Raw genomic sequence first — 16003 nt, 5'->3', positions numbered from 1 at the left:
GCGTTGGAGGTCCCGCCTCGGGTCCTCTCCCGAACCCTTTACGGAGCCGTACCCATGGGGCACTACAAGTCGAACCTCCGCGACATCGAGTTCAACCTCTTCGAGGTGCTGGGCCGTGACAGCGTGTACGGCACCGGACCGTTCGCGGAGATGGATGTCGACACCGCCAAGAGCGTGCTGTCCGAGATCGCCCGGCTGTCGGAGAACGAGCTGGCCGATTCCTTCGCCGACGCCGACCGGAACCCGCCGGTCTTCGACGCCGAAACCAACACCGCACCGGTGCCGGACACGTTCAAGAAGAGCTACCAGGCCTACATGGACGCCGAGTGGTGGCGTCTGGGCATCCCGGAGGAGCTCGGCGGCACCACCGCGCCCCGCTCCCTCCTCTGGGGCTTCGCCGAGACCATCCTGGGCGCCAACCCGGCGGTGTGGATGTACGCCTCCGGCCCCGCCTTCGCCGGTGTGCTCTTCGAGGAGGGCACCGACGAGCAGAAGAAGTGGGCCAAGATCGCCGTCGACAAGGGCTGGGGCTCCACGATGGTGCTGACCGAGCCCGACGCGGGCTCGGACGTCGGCGCCGGCCGCACCAAGGCCGTCCAGCAGGAGGACGGCTCCTGGCACATCGAGGGCGTCAAGCGCTTCATCACCTCCGGCGAGCACGACATGTCGGAGAACATCCTTCACTACGTCCTCGCCCGCCCCGAGGGTCACGGCCCGGGCACCAAGGGCCTGTCGCTCTTCCTCGTCCCGAAGTACGAGTTCGACTTCGAGACCGGCGAGCTGGGCGAGCGCAACGGCGTCTACGCCACCAACGTCGAGCACAAGATGGGCCTGAAGGCCTCCAACACCTGCGAGATGACCTTCGGCGACCGCCACCCCGCCAAGGGCTGGCTGATCGGCGAGAAGCACGACGGCATCCGCCAGATGTTCATGATCATCGAGTTCGCCCGGATGATGGTCGGCACGAAGGCCATCGCGACCCTGTCGACCGGCTACCTCAACGCCCTGGAGTACGCCAAGGAGCGCGTGCAGGGCCCCGACCTGGCCGCCTTCACCGACAAGGCCGCGCCGCGCGTCACCATCACCCACCACCCCGACGTGCGCCGCTCGCTGATGACGCAGAAGGCGTACGCCGAGGGCATGCGCGCCCTGGTGCTCTACACCGCCACCGTCCAGGACGAGATCCTCGTCAAGGAGTCCGCGGGCGAGGACGCCTCCGCCGCGCACGCCCTCAACGACCTGCTCCTGCCGATCGTCAAGGGCTACGGCTCGGAGAAGTCCTACGAGCAGCTGGCCCAGTCGCTGCAGACCTTCGGTGGCTCCGGCTACCTCCAGGAGTACCCGATCGAGCAGTACATCCGGGACTCCAAGATCGACACCCTCTACGAGGGCACCACCGCCATCCAGGGCCAGGACTTCTTCTTCCGGAAGATCGTCCGCAACCAGGGTGCGGCGCTGACCGAGCTGTCGGACACGATCAAGAAGTTCCTGGCCGACGGCGTCGGCGGTGCGGAGCTGGAGCAGGCCCGCGGCGAGCTGGCCAAGGCCGCCGCCGACCTGGAGGCGATCGTCGGCGCGATGCTGACCGACCTCGCCGCCACCGAGAAGGACGTCAAGTCGATCTACAAGGTCGGCCTCAACACCACCCGCCTGCTGCTGGCTTCGGGCGATGTCGTCATCGGCTACCTGCTGCTCAAGGGTGCCGCGGTGGCACAGGAGAAGCTGGCCGGCGCCTCCTCGAAGGACAAGCCGTTCTACGAGGGCAAGATCGCCGCCGCCAAGTTCTTCGCCCACAACGTCCTGCCGGGCCTGGCCGTCCAGCGCTCCCTCGCCGAGTCCATCGACCAGTCGCTGATGGAGCTGGACGAGGCCGCGTTCTAGGCCGTTCCCCGGATGCGGTTCGGGGCACGCTCTCAGACGTCTCTCAGAATCGGCATCCACACTGACGGTGCCCGTCTCTCTTCCCCCGGAGAGGCGGGCACCGCCGTACCTGGCCATCGCCGTGCCCGGACATCGCCGCCTGGTCCGCGCTCCCTGGCCGGAAGGGAGCGGCCTCACGCCGCACGGGCACCCGGAAAGCGGGGTCTGTCTCCTTATGCTGAAGTCATGAGCATCCCCACCCGCTTCGATCGCGGCCACACCGACGACCTGATGTCCTTCCTCGCGGCCAGTCCGTCGCCGTACCACGCGGTGGCGAATGCGGCGGAGCGGCTGGAGAAGGCCGGTTTCCGGCAGGTCGCGGAGACGGACGCGTGGGACGGCACGAGCGGCGGCAAGTACGTCCTGCGGGGCGGGGCGATCATCGCGTGGTACGTGCCCGAGGGCGCGAGCGCGGCCACTCCGTACCGGATTGTGGGGGCTCACACCGACTCTCCCAATCTGCGCGTGAAGCCGATTCCCGACACCGGCGCACGCGGCTGGCGGCAGGTCGCCGTCGAGATCTACGGCGGCACGCTGCTCAACACCTGGCTCGACCGCGATCTGGGGCTCAGCGGGCGGGTGACGCTCAAGGACGGCAGCCACCGGCTGGTGCACGTCGACCGGGCGCTGCTGCGCGTACCGCAACTGGCCGTGCATCTGGACCGGTCGGTGAACGCCGACGGCCTCAAGCTGGACAAGCAGCGGCACATGACGCCCATCTGGGGCCTGGGCGAGGTCGCCGAGGGCGATCTGATCGCGTTCGTCGAAGAGGAGACCGGCGTCGCGGCGGGCGACGTACGGGGCTGGGACCTGATGGTGCACAGCATCGAGCCGCCCGCTTATCTGGGGCGCGATCGGGAACTGGTCGCCGGGCCGCGGATGGACAACCTGCTGTCGGTGCACGCCGGTACGGCCGCGCTGACCGCCGCGGCCGCCGCGGGGAGCGCGCTGACCACGATCCCGGTGCTGGCCGCGTTCGACCACGAGGAGAACGGCAGCCAGTCCGACACCGGCGCGGACGGCCCGCTGCTCGGCACGGTGCTGGAGCGCTCCGTCTTCGCCCGCGGCGGCTCGTACGAGGACCGGGCACGGGCCTTCGCGGGCACCGTCTGCCTGTCGTCCGACACCGGCCACGCCGTGCACCCCAACTACAGCGAGCGGCACGATCCGGGGCACCACCCGATGCCCAACGGCGGGCCGATCCTGAAGGTCAATGTGAACCAGCGCTACGCGACCGACGGCAGCGGCCGGGCGGTGTTCGCCGCGGCCTGCGAACGGGCAGAGGTGCCGTGGCAGTCCTTCGTGTCGAACAACTCGATGCCGTGCGGGACGACGATCGGGCCGATCACCGCCGCCCGGCACGGCATCACCACGGTCGACATCGGCGTCGCGATCCTCTCCATGCACTCGGCACGTGAGCTGTGCGGCGCCAAGGACCCGTACCTGCTGGCGAACGCGCTCACGGCCTTCTTGGAGGGCTGAGTTGGAATTCTCACTGCTGGGCCCGGTCGCCGTCACGACCGGCACCGGGGAGCTGCCCCTCGGGCCCGTCAAACGGCGCAGCGTGCTGGCGCTGCTGCTGTTGCAGCCCAACACCACGGTCCCGCTCGATCAGCTCATCGACTCCCTGTGGGAGGACGAGCCGCCCGAGCACGCCCGTACGGTCGTCCAGGGGCATGTCTCGCGGCTGCGCGCCACCCTCGCCGAGGGCGGCGCGGCGGCGTACGGGATCGAGCTGACCACGCACGGCTCGGCGTATCTGCTGCGGCTGCCGGAGGAGTTGATCGACGCCCACCGCTTCGGGGAGCTGGTGACGCTGGCGCGCCCGGAGCGGGCGCCGGCCGATGCCGTACCGCTGCTGCGGGAGGCCCTGGGGCTGTGGCGCGGCCCGGCGCTGACCGGCACGGTCACCAGCCCGCCGTTCGCGGCCGCCGCGCATGCGCTGGAGGAGCGCAGGCTGACGGCCGTCGAGGCGCTGGCGCGGGCGCACGGCGCGCTCGGGGAACATGAGCAGGCCGCGGCCATCCTCTACTCCGCCGCCGTCAACCACCCGCTGCGCGAAGGGCTGATCGCCGCGCTGATGGGGGCGCTGTTCCGGGCCGGGCGGCAGTCCGACGCGCTGGAGTGGTTCCACCGCACCCGGCGGCTGCTCAACGAGGAGCTGGGCGTCGATCCCGGTGAGCGCCTGAGCGGCGCGTACGAGGACATTCTGCGGGCCGAGCGGGAGGGGACCGGGCAGGTCTCCGCGGCGAAGCGGACTCCCGGGGCCGGCGGGGGACGTCCGGCGGCCGACGGATCGGCCGCCGCGGCCGGTCCGGGACGCGTTCCGGCACAGGGCGCCGCCTCGGGGACGGCCTCCGGCGCCCGGGACGGCGGGGCCGGGCGGCCGTCGCCGCGGCTGCTGCCCCGGCCGCCCGCACGCTTCCTCGGCCGGGACCGGCAACTTGCCGCGCTGACCGATGCCCTGACGGACCACACGACCGGCGAGAGCCCGCTGGCGGTGGTCGCGGGGCCGGCCGGCGTCGGCAAGACGGCATGCGCCGTGCAGTGGGCTCATCTGCACGCCGCGGCCTTCCCCGACGGCCAGCTCTTCGCCGACCTGCGCGGCTTCGGCGAGGGCGACGAGGCACCGGCCGGCGAGATCCTGCGCGACTTCCTCCTGGCGCTCGGCACCCCGCCGGAACGGGTGCCCACCTCGGCGCAGGCCGCCTCGGCGCTGTTCCGGTCGCTGGTCGCCGAACGCCGGCTGCTGGTCGTCCTCGACAACGCCCGCAGCTCCGCGCAGGTGCGGCCGCTGCTGCCCGGCGGTCCGCACTGCGCCACCGTCGTCACCAGCCGCAGCCGCCTCGACGGTCTGGTCGCCACCGACTGCGCCCGTCCGGTGGGCATCCAGGCCCTCGGTCATGAGGAGGGCGCGGCGCTGCTGGGCGCCATGCTCGGTCCGCAGCGGGTCGCCGAGGACCCCGCCGCCGCCCGCGAACTGGTCGATCTGTGCGACGGGCTGCCGCTGGCGCTGCGGGCCGCGGCCGCCCAGCTGACCGCACGGCCGCGCTGGCGGCTGGCCCGGCTGGCCGCGGCGCTGCGCGACGAACAACGGCGGCTGGCACTGCTGTCGGCGGAGGACACCGGGATCGCGGCGGCGCTGCGGATGTCGGTGGCCAGGCTGTCGGCGGACGACGCCCGGCTGCTCAGCGCGCTGGCCAAGAGCGCGGACGGACATCTGAACGCCTCCGTGGCGGCGGCGCTCGCCGGTTACGACCCGGAGCGCACCCAGGACGGGCTGGAGCGGCTGGCCGAGATGCACCTGGTGGACGAGGAGGCCACCGATGTCTACACGATCAGCACGCTCACCCAGCTGTTCGCCAGGGACGAGAAGGACCGACGCGGCGAACGGGGCGACGGCGCCGGCACCTGAGGCAGCGGCCGCGGGCGGCCCGTCGCGCGTTAGGCGCGCGTTAGTGGAACGGCAGCGGCCGAGTGCACTGTGGTGATCAGACCGCAGGACCGACGGCGGAGCGGAATGGTGCAGTGCAGCCTCCCGTCGGTCACACGCCGACAGGGGAGACCGGATATGCCGCGCAGCCAGGCCGCACTCCGCGCCCGTACCGCCCGCCGCCGCACGCTACGGATCGCCGTGGCCGCCCTGACCGCCGGCGTCGCGCTCACCCTCACCGCCTGCGGCAGCCGGGACGGTGCCGACGCGCTCCAGACCCGGCGCGCCAAGCCGGTCACCCCGATGTCCCGGAATGCCACCCCCATGACCGACGACGGCATCGACGGAGCCGCCCGGACGCCCCGCGGACAGGCCGCCTGTGACACCGCGCGGGTCCGTATCGCAGCAAAGCCGCTGACCCGGCCGGTCAACCACCTTCTGCTGGAGGCCACCAACACCTCCGGCGCCCCCTGCACCCTCTACGCCGCGCCGTTTTTGAAGTTCGGCCCCGTGCGGGCCCCGCTCGCCACGCTCCGCGACAGCAAACCGCGGGCCGTGGTCACCCTCGCCCCCGGCGCCTCCGGCTATGCCGCCGTACGGACTTCATCCGCGGACGGCAGCGGGCGCCACGGCCGCCGGGCGACCACACTGCGCGTCGGCCTCGCCGGCCGGGACGGGTCGGGCACGGTGGGCGGCGCCGCGAAGGTCCCGCTGCCGGGAGGCGCGGTGTACCTCGACGACGGTGCGTGGGTCACGTACTGGCAGCCGAACCCGGACAACGCCACCAGGTGGTAGGCCGCGGCCCGGCCGACGGCCTGACCGCTCCATGAACCAGGGCGCCCGCTATCCCCCAGCGGGCGCCCTTCTCATGCCGCCGGGGCGCCGGGACGGCCCGTGCGGCGGTCGTGGTGTCCCGTCATGTCCCGGCGACGCCCGTGCGTTGTCCCGTTTCTCGCCCTTGAACCCCACGTCTCCACAGGTCACAGGCTTGCGCTCGGACGGGACGTCCCACGGGACAGGCATCGCCCGAACAACCCTCCCGCCCCGCCACACGATGGGTGCCGCCGCCGCGACCGGACCATCCGGCGGCGCACCGAGGGCCGACAGGCCGACCGGCCCATCGGCCGTAGACGGAGGGGAATCGGCATGCACGAGTATCGGCGGCACGGGACCACGCCTGCGGCGGACGGCGCAAGCTCCGCGGATGCCATCGGGAACGGCGGCGGGGGGCCGGGGCCGCGCTCCCCGTTCCGCCGGACCGTGCTGCGCAGAGTGGTTCCCGCTGTCGCGGCGGCCGGCATAGGCATCGGCACGTTCGCCGGGTTCGCCCACGGCAGCGAGCGGCAGGCCGCGGCCGCCGACTTCCCCACCTGGGGGACGCGATGGGTGGTGCACGCCACCGCCGACGTCAGCTCCCCCTCGGTCGGCATGATCAACAAGTCCGCGGCTGGGCAGGACCGGATCACCGCGGACTACCAGGTCGACACCGGCCACAAGGTGTGTGAGGGCAACGCCTGCTCGACGTTCATGGCCCATATCACCGGCCCGGTCAGCGGGTTCCTCACCGTGGTCGCGGTGGACATCCCGCAGGACCGGCTCCCGGGGGTACCGGCCCAAGGCGGCCCGCAGCCTCCGCAGCCCGGCGGCACCCGCCAGGAGGTGCTGAACCGGGCCGCGACCTGGCTCACCGCGAACGGCGGCTCCCAGGTCCCGTACAACCAGAACAAGGTCTGGAAGGACGGCTACCGCCAGGACTGCTCCGGCTATGCGTCCATGGCACTCGCCCTGCCGACGCCCGGCACCAACACCGTCGGGCTGGCCACCGACCGCGCCCTCACCCGGCCCATCTCGCTGGGCGAGCTCAAGCCCGGTGACCTGCTGATAGACGCGGACGGCGACAACAACAACCGGCATGTCGTGATCTTCGAGAAGTGGACCGACGACGCACACTCCGCGTACACCGCATACGAGCAGCGCGGCGGGCACGGCACCGATCACCGATCGCTGACGTACGGACTCCCCGGCGGTGACGCCGAGTTCAAGCCCTACCGGCCGGTGGCGTACGGCGACTGAGCCCGGCGGGATGACGATGTTTCACGTGAAACATCACCAGCCGATCCGGGTTCGTTCCGGATCGTGTAACGAGGGGCACTTCCGCCACAGGGGAGCGGAAGTGCCCCTCGCGCCTGTATGTCCGCTGTGCTGGAATGCCAGACGTGCCTGGCAATCCGAACCAGCCCGCAAATATCCGCCGTAAGCCCCTTGCTCCCCTTCCCGACGAACTCACAGGCCCCGTACGGGACTTCGTTTGCGCCCTGCGCCGTATGCACGGTGAACTGGGCTACAGCCTCAAGGACTTGCAGGGGCAGCTGCCCGCAAGTCGTTCCTCGCTCTCACGCTATCTGCGTGGCCAGAGCCTGCCGGACGAGCGACTGCTGGTGCAGTGGTGCAAGCTCTCCTTCACCGGCGAGGACCGGCTGCCCGCACTGATCGAGCTGCTGCATCGGGCGTACGAGGCGGCGGAGGGCACACCGTCGCCGGCTGCGGGCCAGGGCAGCGAGCAGGCCGCCGAGACGGTCGTGGAGCCGGTCGCGCAATCGCAGACCGTTGCCGGGCCGGAGGGCCAGGGCGCAGCGGCGCCCCGTCGGCGATGGGCTCTGGTGCTTGCCGTCGTCGGTACGGTCGCGGTGCTGGCCGCCGCCGCATTCACCGTTCCGGCACTCACCGGCTCCGGCACGGAGGGGCCGCAACGGACGGGCGGGCCGCAGAAGGCGGTCGGGCCGCAGGGCACGGCGACCGGTACCGGCCCGGCCACGATCACCGTCCACAACGTCGAACGCGCCTGTCAGCACAGCCGCATCGATTACTGCGCACTCGGGCTGGTCCGCGACCCGTACCGTCCCTACCGCCGCTCCAATGTCGTCGGCCATGTCTGGCACGGCGATGTGCTGCACGCCCGCTGCCGGATCGCCAACGGGGTCACCGTCACCGACGAGGTCGGCGGACACAGCAGCATGTGGGTCCAGGTCGATCACGACGGCAAGCAGGCGTGGCTGCCGGGCATCCGTACGCGCCCGGAACAGCTGGACAACAACGACTTGCCCAGTTGCCCGGATTCCTCCTTGCCACGCCCCTGAACTGCGGAGATACCACCGCCAGACATGCACCCTGGTGCATTGACCGGCAATCGATATCGTGTCGATGCCATGACTTCGACGGCTCACCCATCGCAGTGACTCTCAGGGGGATCCACCCATGACCGCAGGCCGCTCCCGCCGCTACCGCGCCGCGTATGCCGCGCTGGCTCTCGGCCTCGCCGGTTCTCTCGCACTGACCGGCTGCAAGAGCCATTCCTCGAAGAAGTCGAAGACCTCGTCCTCGTCCTCGTCCTCATCCTCTTCCTCGTACAAGAGCAAGAAGCACAGGATCATCGGCGGTGGGACGGGCGCGGGTTCCACGACGAGCAGACGGCGGAGTATGTGCCGCCCCACCCCGGGCTCTTTCAAGTTCGTCCAGCTCTCCGAGCCGAGCCATGTGCTCGTGAAGTACCGCAACAAGAGCCGCTCGTCCTGCTACCTCTACAACGCCCCGATGGTCTACCGCGGAGACGCCCCCTCCAAGAGCGGGTCGTACGACATCGCCAAGCCGCTGGGACTCTACGAAGGCGCTCCGGGGTTCATGAACAGCCATCGGATCGAGGTCAGGGGTGGCGCCACCGCCTACGCGAGCATCCCGACCCTGGCCGCTTCGGACAAGGGCAAGGCGCAGAACGTGATGTACCTCGGCGTCATGATGCAGGGCAGGGCCGCGATGCAGGGGGTGGCCAATGCCGTCCACTTCGGACGGTACGACCGGCATCCGTCCATCGGCGCGACCGCCAAGGTCGGCGACTGGTATCTGACCCAGTTCCGGGCCGAATCGGCGACGCATACCCGCCCGTCCAGATAGCTGACGCCCGACCCGCCGCCTCGTCCTTGATGTTTCACGTGAAACATCAAGGACGAGGACGGACGGACCTACGCTTCCGCGTCCAGCCCGGCCAGCACCAGCGCCAGTCGCGCCGCCCCGCCGTCGACCACCCGTACCGGCACTCCCCAGTCCTGCTGGTGTACATGGCAGGCGGGGTACTCGATCGCGGGGTCGTCGTCGCAGGATGCCGCCATGGCCGACACATGCAGCACGCCCTCGGTCACCCCGTCCGCGAGCACCAGATCGCGGGCGAGGTCGGTGTCCGGGCCGGCGCCCTCGGCGAGCAGCTCCGGCGGGGTCGCGCTGACCAGCAGCCGCGTCGAGGGACCGTAGCGGGTGTCGAGCTTCTGCCCCGCCGGGGCCTGGAAGACCACGTCCAGACGGAGCGTGCCCGGGGCCACTTCGGTGGCGGCGCGCTGGGTTCGGTGCGCCACCGACTCGACGCGTACCGCCTCCTCGGGCAGGCGCAGCCGGGTCAGGCGGTGCCGCGCCGACTCCACCACCACGATGTCGTCGTCGGCCAGGACTGCCGCCGATGGCTCCCGCAGATCCGTCGCCAGGGTCGTCACCTCACCGCGGGCAGGATCGAAGCGGCGCAGCGCGTGGTTGTAGGTGTCCGCGATGGCGACCGAGCCGTCGGGCAGGGCCGTCACACCGAGCGGGTGCTGGAGCAGTGCCTGGTCGGCGGCGCCGTCGCGGTGCCCGAAGTCGAAGAGTCCGGTGCCGACGGCCGTATGGACCCGATAGCCGTCGCCGTCCTGGTCCCGTTCGACCCAACGCACGGCGCTCGTCTCCGAGTCGGCGATCCACAGCCGGTCCCCCGCCGCGGCGAGCCCGGACGGCTGGGCGAACCACGCCTCCGCCGCCGGCCCGTCCACCAGCCCCTCATTGGTGGTGCCGGCCGCGGCCCGGACCGTGTCCGTGGCCGGGTCGTAGGTCCACAGCTGGTGCACACCGGCCATGGCGATCCACAGCCGGTCCTGCCACCAGGCGAGGTCCCAGGGCGAGGAGAGGTCCACCTCGCGGGCCGGTCCCGAGGTCGGTGAGCCCTGCCACCACTGCCGGCCGGTGCCCGCCACCGTCTCCAGCGCGCCGGTCCCGGGGTCGAGGACCCGGATGGCGTGGTTGACCGTGTCCGCGACGGCGACCTTGCCGTCGGGCAGCAGCGCCAGGCCCTGCGGCTCGTTGAAGGAATCCGCGTCCAGCCCGCGCTCGCCGCTCCCGATCCGGCGCAGTACCTGCTCGCCGTCCTCGGCGAGTTCCACCAGCTGGTGCCGGGTGGTGTCCGAGACGAGGAACGTGCCGCCCGGGAGGCGAACGGCCTTGCCGGGGAAGCGCAGGTCCGTGGCGACCGGCTCAGGCGGGACATAGGGCCCGTCACCGCGGCGCAGCGTCCCCTTCGTCTCGTGTTCCGCCGTCAGCTCCTCGACCAGCTTCTCGAGGGCATGCGCATGCCCCTCGCCGGCGTGCTGGGCGACGACATAACCCTCTGGGTCGATGACGACGAGGGTGGGCCAGGCCCGCACGGCGTACTGCTTCCAGGTGGCGAGCTCGGGATCATCGAGGACCGGGTGCTCGACGCCGTAGCGCTCGACGGCATCCACCACCGCCTGGTGGTCCGCCTCGTGGACGAACTTGGGGGAGTGCACGCCGATGATCACGACGGTGTCGCGGTGGCGTTCCTCCAGCTCGCGCAGCTCGTCCAGGACGTGCAGACAGTTCACACAGCAAAACGTCCAGAAATCGAGGATGACAATGCGTCCTCGCAGGTCGGACAGGGTGAGTTCATTACCGCCGGTGTTGAGCCAGCCGCCCTTGCCGATCAGCTCGGGGGCCCGGACGCGCGCACGTGAAGCCATGTGGACATTCAACGTCACCCCGGTGCGTGTGCATTCCGCAGGGGCCCGGGGAACACCTCAGCCATGCTGCACTCTGCTGGGAACGGGGCCCGTCATCCCCGTAAGTACCTGGTCCGCGACCGGATCCTCGGAATCGGTGACGACTACTGGATCGAGGACGAGCACGGGCGGCATGCCTTCCTCGTCGACGGGAAGGCACTGCGGCTGCGGGAGACCTTCGAGCTGAAGGATCTGCACGGCCGGGTGCTGGTCACCATCCGCAAGAAGATGCTGGCCCTGCGCGACACGATGACCCTGGAGCGGGACGACCGCCCGCTGGCCACCATCCGGCGCAAGCGGCTGTCGCTGCTGCGCAATCACTATCGCGTGGAGCTGGTGGACGGCACCGAGCTGGACGTCAGCGGCAAGATCATGGACCGGGAGTTCGCGGTCGAGTACGAGGGCGAGCTGCTGGCGGAGATCTCGCGGCGCTGGCTGACCCTGCGGGACACCTATGGCGTCAATGTCGTACGGGACGATGTGGATCCGGCGCTGGTGATCGCCGTTGCGGTGGGCGTGATCCGGCTCGCGGAGCGGGAACGCGGGGAGGACTGAGCGCCCCGGGCACGGTCTCCTACGGCCGGTCGAGGCCCAGCACGCGGTCGCGCAGGACGGGGAAGTCGGCGCGGGTCCGGGTGACCGTGGCCGGGTCGACGTCGACGGTCAGGACTTCCTCGTCGGGCCCCGCCTCGGCCAGCACCTCGCCCCAGGGGTCGACGACCACGCTGTGGCCTGCCTGTTGGACACCTGCGTAGGTGCCCGCGGTGCCGCACGCCAGGACGTAGCACTGGTTCTCCACGGCGCGGGCGCGGGCCAGCAGCGACCAGTGGGCGCGGCGGCGGGCCGGCCAGCCCGCGGGCACGACCAGCAACTCGGCGCCGGCCGCCGTCAGCTGCCGGAAGAGTTCCGGAAAGCGCAGGTCGTAGCAGGTGGCCAGGCCCGCGGTGGTGCCCGGCAGGCCCACCGTGACGGGCCGGTCGCCGGCGCCCAGCAGGACCGCCTCGCCCTGGTCGAACCCGAAGCGGTGGATCTTGCGGTAGGTGGCGGCGAGGCGGCCGTCGGGGGAGAAGACCAGCGCGGTGTTGTAGAGGGCACCGTCGTCGGAGCGCTCGATGACGGACCCGGCGTGCAGCCAGACCCCGGCGTCGCGCGCGGCCGCGGCCATCGCGTCATGCGTCGGTCCGGTCAGCGGTTCCGCTTCGGTGGCGAAGAGGTCGGAGGCAAAGGCACCGACGGGCCACAGTTCGGGAAGCACCACAAGATCGCTGCCGGTCTGTTCGCGTACCAGCGAAGCCACCCGCGCCCGCCGGGAATTGACGGATTCCGACGGATCCACACCGATCTGCAGCAAGGAAGCGCGCACAGTACCACCGCCTAAGCTTTCGATCGGGCCCGCCGTCGAACATCGACCTACGATGGTCACCCGAAAGCACTGCCGGGGTGCCCGTGCGCAGCGTAACTTAACTGCACAGACAGCAGCCCGCGTACGAACCGTCCGAGGGGTCCCGTGACCGTCCATCCCAGCCTTCAGTCCTCCATCGATGCCTGGACGCACTCCATAGAAGCGATAGCCGAGCTGGTCACACCGCTCGTCGAGGGCGAGTGGAGCAGGGCGACGGACCTGCCAGGCTGGTCCGTGCGCGATGTCGTCTCGCATGTGATCGGCCTGGAAAGCGAGATGCTCGGCGACCCGCGGCCCATACACACGCTGCCGCGCGACCTCTACCACGTCCGCAGTGAGTCGGCCCGCCGGATGGAGGTGCAGGTCGACGTCCGGCGGCACCACACCGCACCGGAGATGCTCGGCGAGCTCGAATACACCGTCATCCGCCGCTCCCGGCAGCTGCGCAACGAGACCCGTCAGCCCGACACCGTGGTGCGCAGCCCGCTCGGCGACGAGCGTCCGCTGGACCTCGTGCTGCAACTGCGTGCCTTCGACGTCTGGGTGCATGAGCAGGACCTGCGCCGGGCGCTCGGCAAGCCCGGCAATCTCGACTCCCCCGGCGCCCAGGTGTCACGCGATCTGTTGCTCAAGACCCTGCCCGGTGTGGTCGCCAAGAAGGCCCAGGCGCCCGCCGATTCGGCCGTGGTCTTCGACATCAGCGGCCCGCTGGAGTTCATGCGTACGGTGCGTATCGACGCCGAGGGCAACGGCAGCATCGACGGCAGCGTCTCGCTCGGTCCGACGGTGACGCTCGCCATGGACTGGGATCTCTTCCATCAGCTGGCCTGCGGCCGGGTCCGCCCGGCGGCCGCCGCAGAGCAGATCAAGATCGACGGTGATCAGGAACTGGCCTCGGCGATCCTGGACCACTTCGCGGTCACGCCGTAGGCGGGCCGCTTCGCGGGGACGCCCCGACCGGAACCGGCACTCCTGACGGGGTCTCTCCGACGGGGCGTCTCAAAGAGCCGTGGACGCGGGCGGCACTGGCCTGGAAGGGCCCTGCAACGCCGCCCCGGTCAACGACGGCCACGGCAGCGGTAGGTCGCCCCTCCGCCTACCGCGCGCAGACATGTTTCACGTGAAACATCGGGCTCGTCCGGCGTTGCCACCTGCGCCTCAACCCGGCATCTTTCCCCGGATGTTGGCGGCTTTCACGGTCCGACAGCCGACGGGTGGACCACAGATCCCGGCGGCCCGCCTCATACCGGCACATGGACCGCCTCGACCCGGCTGACGACCAGCCGTTCGCGCTCGCGCCGGGCCGCGCGGCGGCGCAGGCGCAGCATCTGCGAGACGCCGACGGCCTCCAGCACGAAGACAGAGGCAAAAGCGATCCGGTAGTTGTCGCCGGTCGCATCGAGCAGGACGCCGATGGCGAGCAGCGTCGTCATCGAGGCGGTGAAGCCGCCCATGTTGACGATGCCGGAGGCCGTGCCCTGGCGCTCGGGCGGGTTGGCGGGCCGGGCGAAGTCGAAGCCGATCATCGAGGCGGGGCCGCAGGCCCCCATGACCGCGCACAGCACGGCCAACAGCCCGACGGGCGCATGGTCGCCCGGCCAGGCCAGGGTGATCGCCCACAGCAGGGCGGTGACGCCGACGGTGCCCAGGGCCAGCGGCATACGGGCCGCGTGGTGACGGGCGATGACCTGGCCGTAGATCAGTCCCACGGCCATGTTGGAGAGCACGATCAGGGTGAGCAGTTCACCGGCGGTGCCACGGGAAAGGCCCTGCGCCTGGACGAGGAACGGCAGGCCCCACAGCAGCAGGAAGACCATCGCCGGGAACTGGGTGGTGAAGTGCACCCACATGCCCAGGCGGGTGCCGGGCTCGCGCCAGGCCGCCACGATCTGCCGGCGGACGAATCCCGCCCCGGTGTGCTCGGCGGGGGCGGGCGGCGGCTCGTATCCCTTGGGGTGATCGGTCAGGAAGACCAGCAGCAGGACCAGGACGACGAGGCCGCCCACCGCGCTGGAGGCGAAGGTCGGGGTCCAGCCGAAGCTGTGCAGAAATCGCGCGAGGACGAGCGTGGAGATCAGATTGCCCGCCATCCCGACCAGCGCCGCGATCTGCGCTATCAACGGGCCGCGCCGGGCCGGGAACCACCGCGCCCCCAGCCGCAGCACGCTGATGAACGTCATCGCATCCCCGCAGCCGAGCAGTGCGCGCGAGCCGAGCGCCATCGCATACGAGGAGGAGAGCGCGAAGCCGAACTGGCCGACGGTATAGAGCACCACACCGATGGTCAGCACCCGCTTGGTGCCGAGCTTGTCGACCAGCAGGCCGACGGGTATCTGCATGCCCGCGTACACCAGCAGCTGGAGTATCGAAAAGGTGGAGAGCGCGGAGGCATTGATATGGAAGCGCTCGGCGGCATCGAGACCGGCCACGCCGAGGCTCGTACGGTAGGTGATCGCGACGAAGTAGACCGCGACGCCGATGCCCCAGACCGCGATGGCCTTACGGCCGCCGGGCGGGTCCAAGGGCAGCGGGCGCGGGGAGCCGTCGTCCGTTCCGGAGCCGCCGGGACTTCCCCCGCTCATCGCACCTCTCCCTGCGCCAGATTGCGGACCCAGCTGACGTGCCGGTGCACGGCGTCGGTCGCCGCATCCGGATCGCCGTTCCGCAGCGCCTGGAGGATCTCGGCGTGCTCGGCGATGTTCTTGGCGATCCGGTCCGGGTGCGCATACATGACGGCGATGCCCATCCGCAGCTGGCGGTCGCGCAGCTGCTCGTAGAGCCGGTCCAGGATCTGGTTGCCGGCACTGCGCACGATGGCGGCGTGGAAGCAGCGGTCGGTGACAGAGACCGCGGCGAGATCACCGGATGCGGCCTGCTCCCGCATCGTCTCCAGCAGCTCCTCGAGCTCGCCGATCAGCGCCTCGCTCGCGGGGACGGCCTTGGCCGCCGCATGCTTCTCCACAAGCAGCCGGGTCTCGACGACGTCGGCGATCTCCTGCGCGGAGACCGGGAGCACCAGCGCGCCCTTCTTCGGGTAGAGCTTGATCAGCCCCTCGACCTCCAGCCGCAGCAGCGCCTCGCGCACCGGCGTCCGCGACACCCCGACGGCCTCGGCCAGCTCGCCCTCGGTGAGCAGCATGCCGCCCTCGTAGTGCCGCTGCAGAACGGCGTCCTTGATGTGGGTGTAGACCCGCTCGGCGGCGGGGGGCTGCTTGGCGGGAGCCGGGGCGGTATCCCTGGCAGGGGCGGTGGACGCGGATGGAGAGGGCATGCGCACAGGATAGATACAACAGGTATGCGTCCGATACCTCATTCCGCGATGCGGACACGCCATGGGGTGTTTGCGCTGGTTACAGCCGGTATAGGGGTATAGGCAGCCAG

General features: G+C 70.8%; 13 protein-coding genes. 9 read left to right on the top strand and 4 right to left on the bottom strand.

Features of this window, described 5'->3' with window-relative positions; translation table 11 throughout:
* Positions 1 to 54: 54 nt before the first annotated feature.
* From SNA_RS02770 to SNA_RS02740, 7 genes are all read left to right on the top strand, one after another.
* A complete protein-coding gene (locus tag SNA_RS02770; RefSeq protein ID WP_030066371.1) occupies positions 55 to 1881 on the top strand; it encodes an acyl-CoA dehydrogenase in 1827 nt (608 codons plus the stop codon).
* Positions 1882 to 2106: 225 nt separating this feature from the next.
* Positions 2107 to 3402, top strand: a complete 1296-nt coding sequence (locus SNA_RS02765; protein WP_044362911.1) for a M18 family aminopeptidase — start codon at positions 2107 to 2109, stop codon at positions 3400 to 3402.
* 1 nt (position 3403) lies between these two features.
* Positions 3404 to 5335: an AfsR/SARP family transcriptional regulator gene (locus tag SNA_RS02760; protein ID WP_044362909.1), complete on the top strand. Its 1932-nt coding sequence runs from the start codon at positions 3404 to 3406 to the stop codon at positions 5333 to 5335.
* A gap of 156 nt (positions 5336 to 5491) precedes the next feature.
* A complete protein-coding gene (locus SNA_RS02755; RefSeq protein WP_030066377.1) occupies positions 5492 to 6148 on the top strand; it encodes a DUF4232 domain-containing protein in 657 nt (218 codons plus the stop codon).
* 351 nt (positions 6149 to 6499) lie between these two features.
* The gene (locus SNA_RS02750) at positions 6500 to 7426 is read left to right on the top strand and encodes an NlpC/P60 family protein (RefSeq protein ID WP_241779517.1); all 927 of its coding nucleotides are present in this window, start codon (positions 6500 to 6502) and stop codon (positions 7424 to 7426) included.
* Positions 7427 to 7560: 134 nt separating this feature from the next.
* Entirely contained in the window at positions 7561 to 8490 is a 930-nt protein-coding gene (locus tag SNA_RS02745; RefSeq protein WP_030066379.1) for a helix-turn-helix domain-containing protein, read from the top strand.
* Positions 8491 to 8608: 118 nt separating this feature from the next.
* Positions 8609 to 9301 (top strand): hypothetical protein, encoded by a 693-nt coding sequence (locus SNA_RS02740; RefSeq protein ID WP_044362908.1) that lies wholly within the window; start codon positions 8609 to 8611, stop codon positions 9299 to 9301.
* Positions 9302 to 9369: 68 nt separating this feature from the next.
* On the opposite strand, the gene SNA_RS02735 is transcribed toward SNA_RS02740, so the two are convergent.
* The gene (locus SNA_RS02735; RefSeq protein WP_030066381.1) at positions 9370 to 11181 is read right to left on the bottom strand and encodes an NHL domain-containing thioredoxin family protein; all 1812 of its coding nucleotides are present in this window, start codon (positions 11179 to 11181) and stop codon (positions 9370 to 9372) included.
* A gap of 63 nt (positions 11182 to 11244) precedes the next feature.
* On the opposite strand from SNA_RS02735, the gene SNA_RS02730 reads away from it, so the two are divergent.
* The gene (locus SNA_RS02730; protein WP_044362906.1) at positions 11245 to 11775 is read left to right on the top strand and encodes an LURP-one-related/scramblase family protein; all 531 of its coding nucleotides are present in this window, start codon (positions 11245 to 11247) and stop codon (positions 11773 to 11775) included.
* 19 nt (positions 11776 to 11794) lie between these two features.
* On the opposite strand, the gene SNA_RS02725 is transcribed toward SNA_RS02730, so the two are convergent.
* Complete coding sequence (locus SNA_RS02725) at positions 11795 to 12583, bottom strand: carbon-nitrogen family hydrolase (protein WP_030066383.1); 789 nt, start codon at positions 12581 to 12583, stop codon at positions 11795 to 11797.
* 144 nt (positions 12584 to 12727) lie between these two features.
* Between SNA_RS02725 and SNA_RS02720 the strand changes: the two genes are divergently transcribed.
* Positions 12728 to 13552, top strand: a complete 825-nt coding sequence (locus tag SNA_RS02720) for a maleylpyruvate isomerase family mycothiol-dependent enzyme (RefSeq protein ID WP_030066384.1) — start codon at positions 12728 to 12730, stop codon at positions 13550 to 13552.
* Between the two features lie 311 nt (positions 13553 to 13863).
* Here the strand turns inward: SNA_RS02720 and SNA_RS02715 are convergent, their stop codons facing one another.
* Together SNA_RS02715 and SNA_RS02710 are read right to left on the bottom strand one after the other, a co-directional pair.
* Positions 13864 to 15204, bottom strand: a complete 1341-nt coding sequence (locus SNA_RS02715; RefSeq protein ID WP_198534966.1) for an MFS transporter — start codon at positions 15202 to 15204, stop codon at positions 13864 to 13866.
* Positions 15201 to 15893, bottom strand: a complete 693-nt coding sequence (locus SNA_RS02710; protein WP_030066386.1) for a GntR family transcriptional regulator — start codon at positions 15891 to 15893, stop codon at positions 15201 to 15203. The genes SNA_RS02715 and SNA_RS02710 overlap by 4 nt, the downstream gene beginning before the upstream one ends.
* Between the last annotated feature and the right edge of the window lie 110 nt (positions 15894 to 16003).

Source organism: Streptomyces natalensis ATCC 27448 (assembly GCF_000935125.1).
Taxonomy (GTDB): domain Bacteria; phylum Actinomycetota; class Actinomycetes; order Streptomycetales; family Streptomycetaceae; genus Streptomyces; species Streptomyces natalensis.
Note: the sequence above shows the minus strand (reverse complement) of the source record. Positions and strands in the feature narration are given on the sequence as shown.